General features: G+C 71.3%; 3 protein-coding genes. All 3 read right to left on the bottom strand.

Annotation, left to right across the window (positions count from 1 at the left end; translation table 11 throughout):
* A partial coding sequence (locus tag AC1DP0_RS18965; protein WP_478087485.1) for a M13 family metallopeptidase occupies nt 1-1,893 on the bottom strand: 1,893 nt, incomplete at its 3' end.
* A 119-nt stretch (nt 1,894-2,012) separates the two neighbouring features.
* A complete protein-coding gene (locus AC1DP0_RS18960; RefSeq protein WP_478087483.1) occupies nt 2,013-2,561 on the bottom strand; it encodes a hypothetical protein in 549 nt (182 codons plus the stop codon).
* Nucleotides 2,558-3,979 carry a PspC domain-containing protein gene (locus AC1DP0_RS18955; protein WP_478087478.1) on the bottom strand — a complete coding sequence of 474 codons (1,422 nt, stop codon included), beginning with the start codon at nt 3,977-3,979 and terminating at the stop codon, nt 2,558-2,560. The genes AC1DP0_RS18960 and AC1DP0_RS18955 overlap by 4 nt, the downstream gene beginning before the upstream one ends.
* Nucleotides 3,980-4,113 lie beyond the last annotated feature (134 nt).

The following is a 4,113-nucleotide window of genomic DNA, read 5'->3' as shown; positions in this document are numbered from 1 at the left end:
GAACTCCGCCACGTTGCGCACGGCGTTGCCCCGCACGTCCTGCGGCGAGTGCGGGTCGACGGCGAGCAGCCGGATCGCCTCGGCCTCGCGAGCCTTGCCCTTCCAGACCTGGGCCCACCCGATGAAGAAGCGCTGCGGTCCGGTGAAGCCGTCGAGCTCGGGCATCTCGCCGGTCTCGGTCGCGATGCGATAGGCCGAGTAGCCGATCTGCAGGCCACCGAGGTCGCCGATGTTCTCGCCGACCGTCAGGCCGCCGTTGACCTTGTGCTCTTCGGAGAGCCCGGCAGGGGTGTACTGGCCGAACTGCTCGATGAGCCGCTGGGACAGCGCGTCGAAGCGCTCGCGGTCGGCCTCGGTCCACCAGTCCCGCAGCGCCCCGGTGCCGTCGTAGCGCGAGCCCTGGTCGTCGAAGCCGTGCCCGAGCTCATGACCGATGACGGCGCCGATGCCGCCGTAGTTGACGGCGTCGTCGGCCTCGAGGTCGAAGAACGGCGGCTGCAGGATCGCGGCCGGGAAGACGATCTCGTTCATCGACGGCATGTAGTAGGCGTTGACCGTCTGGGGCAGCATGAACCATTCGGTGCGGTCGATCGGGCGGCCGATCTTCGCGAGGTTGCGATCGACCTCGAAGGCCGTGCTGCGCCGGACGTTGCCGACGAGGTCGGCCGGGTCGATCTCGATGCTGGAGTAGTCGCGCCACACGTCGGGGTAGCCGATCTTCGGCGTGAACGCGTCGAGCTTGTCGATCGCCTGCGCGCGAGTCTCGGGCCCCATCCACTCGAGCGAGGCGAAGGACCGGCGGAAGGCCTCGACGAGGTTGCCGACAAGTTCCTGCATGCGGGCCTTGGCGGCGGGCGGGAACCACCGCTCGGCGTAGAGCTGCCCGACGGCCTCGCCGACACAGGCCTCCACGACGGACACGCCACGCTTCCAGCGCTCCTTGTTCTCCGGCTGCCCGGAGAGGGTGCGACCGTAGAAGTCGAAGTCCTCGTCCACGAACGACTGCGGCAGCAGCGAGGCGAACTCCGAGAGGGCGTGCCACGTCAGCCACGTGCGCCAGTCGGCGATGTCCACCGACTCGAGCGCTGCGCCGAGACCTGCGACGAAGCTCGGCTGGCGGACGACGACCTTGTCGAACGAACCCGCCGGCGCGCCGAGGCCGGACAGCCAATCGTGCCAAGGGAACTGGGGCGCGAGCACCATGACCTCGTCGATCGTGTGCGCGTTGTAGGTCTTGATCGCGTCGCGGTTGGACACCGTGTCCCAGTGCGACGCCGCGAGAAGCGTCTCGAGCGTCATGATCCGCGTGGCCTTGGCCTCGGCGTCCGGGATGCCGGCGAGGACGAGCAACCGGCCGATGTGGGCGACGTAGGCCGTCCGGATGTCGGCGTACTTCTCCTCGCGGTAGTAGGACTCGTCGGGAAGTCCGAGGCCGCCCTGCTCGAGGTAGACGACGTAGTCCTCCGGCGAGCGCTCGTCGGGTGAGACGAAGTGCTGCAGGACCCCGACCACGCCGTCGCGCGCGAGCCGGCCGAGGGCCCTGCCGAGCGCCTCGACGCTGTCGACGGCCGCGACCTCCGACATCACGCCCTGCAGCGGGGCGAGCCCGAGCTCCTCGATCCGGTCGGTGTCGGTGAAGCTCGCGTAGAGGTCACCGACCTGACGCTTCGGCGTGCCGAGTGCACCGTCCTCGGCGCCGGCCGCCTCCTCGATGAGGTCGCGGACCCGTGACGTGGACTCCTCGCGCAGGATGTCGAAGGTGCCGAAGCGAGCCCGGTCGTCCGGGATCTCCGTCGTGTCGAGCCACGTCCCGTTGACGAACCTGAAGAGGTCGTCCTGTGGCCGGGTCGACCGGTCGAGGGCCTCGAGGCTGATGCCGGACTTTCTGAGCACGTTCTCTCCCCACTGCGAGTGCCGGACCTGACCGGCGAGCGTGCCCAGAGCCTAGCCAGCGCTACCGACCGTCCTGCGGGGACCGCCCGAGCAGGTATGCCGGGGGCGCGCTCCCGAGCTCAGCGGCGCAGTCTGCCCGCGACGACGCCGGCGAGGCCGACGAGCAGCAGCATGCCGCCGAGGGCACCGATCATCGTCGGCCCCACCATGCGGAAGCTGAGGTCCGCGCCGGTGAGGTTGGCCACGAGGACGTAGGCCGCCACGAGCATCGACAGCAGACCGAGCATGATCGCGCCCGGGCGCGGGCCCTTGTGGACCGTGACGAAAACCGGGCTCGGGGCGGGCTGAGAGGCAGGTTGGGGCGGGACGGGCGCCGGCCACGAGGGGTCGGGCTGGGACCCCGGGGGTGGCAGGTGCGGCAGCCCGGCCCCCTCGGCGACCGCGTCGTCCGGCACGGGGGCGGCGGGCTGGATCCGGAAGGGCGTCGCGGGCGGCAGGGCCTGTGTCGTCGCAGCGGGGATCGTCGTCGTCTCCGCCGGGTCGACCGGCGGCTCGACCGCCGGTTCGACCGCCGGTTCGACCGCCGGCTCGGTGGTCGGATCCACCGTCGGGTCCGCCGTCGGGTCACGGAACTCCGTCGTCGGGTCGGGGGTGTCGTTGCTGCTCATGCCACTCGTCTCCGCTGCGCGCTTCGTCGGGTCGGTCGGGTCGGTCGGGTCGTTCGTCGGGCCGGTCWTGGCGCGCTCCTGGTCGTGATCTTGATCTGACCGACGCCGATCTCGGCGTCGACGACGATCTCCGGGCGCGACGCGGCCGGCCCGAACGTCACCTGCTGCTGCCAGCCGGTGCCGTCGTACTGGAGCTGGTCGGGTCCCTGACGCCGCATCCCCTCACCGACGACCGACGGACCGGTCGCGATGATCTCCCCAGCACGCGCCTTCGCGTTGACGACGACCGGAACGCCTTCCGGGACGACGAGATCGAGCTCACCGGCGCCCATCGTGGCCGTGACGGTGTCCTGACCGGGCGTGGCCTTCCAGTCCGAGGCGCTGAGGTCGACCCTCATCTGTCCGAGCCCCAGCTCGAACGCTGGTGCCGGCCTCATCGACGTCACGGTGTAGCTGCGGTCCCCCGCCTGCCAGGGCTGGGAGAGGGCGACCGGCGCCGCGGTGGTGGCGGCCGCCGCGATCATGCCGGTCACGGCGAAGAACGCCAGGCCTCCCGACCGGCGGCCGGCGATACCGGCGACGAGGATGCCGAGGCCGAGGATGCCCAGCCCCGAGGCGATCCCGATGGCCACGTGGTGGCCCGACCAACCTGCGGCCTGGGCGATCGTCGACATGACGACACCGGTGACCATGGCCAGGCCGAGGACGAGGAGGCCGCCGGCGAAGCCGATCGAGGGGGTCCGCTCCCGCACCAGGGCCGGGGCCGGCGGCCATGGTGCCGCAAGGGTGGCGCCGACGTTGGCCGCCGCATTGCCCGTCGAGCCGTATGCCGTGGCAGGGGCCGGGCCGGGGTGTGCGGGCGCCGTGCCGGTGGCAGGCTGGGTGATCGGCCCACCGGTCGCCGGATCGACACCGGTCGCCGCACTGGACGCCGGGGCGCCCTGGTTCTTCCACGGCGCCTGCGCCATGAGCTCCCGGCCGGTGCCCGTGCGTGTCAGGAACCACCAGGCCCCGAAGACGAGGAGCGCGAAGCCGAAGAAGCGGAAGCCGCGGGTGTCACCGCCCCACCAGGGGCCGCCGCCGAGGACGGCCATCACCGTGACGACGAGCAGGAAGATCGAGCTGCCCTCACCGTGCTTGAGTGCCCGCTCGACGTGGATCTCGCCGCGCTCGTCGGGCATCAGCAGCCACAGCACGAGGTAGAGGGCGAGCCCCATCCCGAAGAAGATCGAGAAGAGGATGAAACCTGCTCGCACGACGAGCGGGTCGACGCCGAGCCACCGGGCCACGCCCGCGGCCACACCGGCGAACCACCGGCCGTTCGACTGGCGCACGATCCCCGGGCGCCGCAGAGCGGTGTAGAAACCGTCCAGGCCGTGGCCCTGCCCCTGGCCGGGGGCGTCATTGCTTTTCGTCATGGCATCAGAGTGGCTCGCCCACTCTCTCCCGACCATGAGGGTCGACCCTGAGCGCACCCTGATGCGACCCCCAAAGAGGGCGCGGATGGTCGCCCCGACGCACCGGGGTGGGTCAGGATGGGACGGTGCACACG

The organism is Terrabacter sp. P5_B1 (assembly GCF_056400505.1).
Note: the sequence above shows the minus strand (reverse complement) of the source record. Positions and strands in the feature narration are given on the sequence as shown.

What these genes read in the sequence shown, in the direction of transcription:
- AC1DP0_RS18960 (WP_478087483.1), bottom strand. Translation starts at nt 2,561, where the DNA reads ATGAGCAGCAACGACACCCCCGACCCGACGACGGAGTTCCGTGACCCG.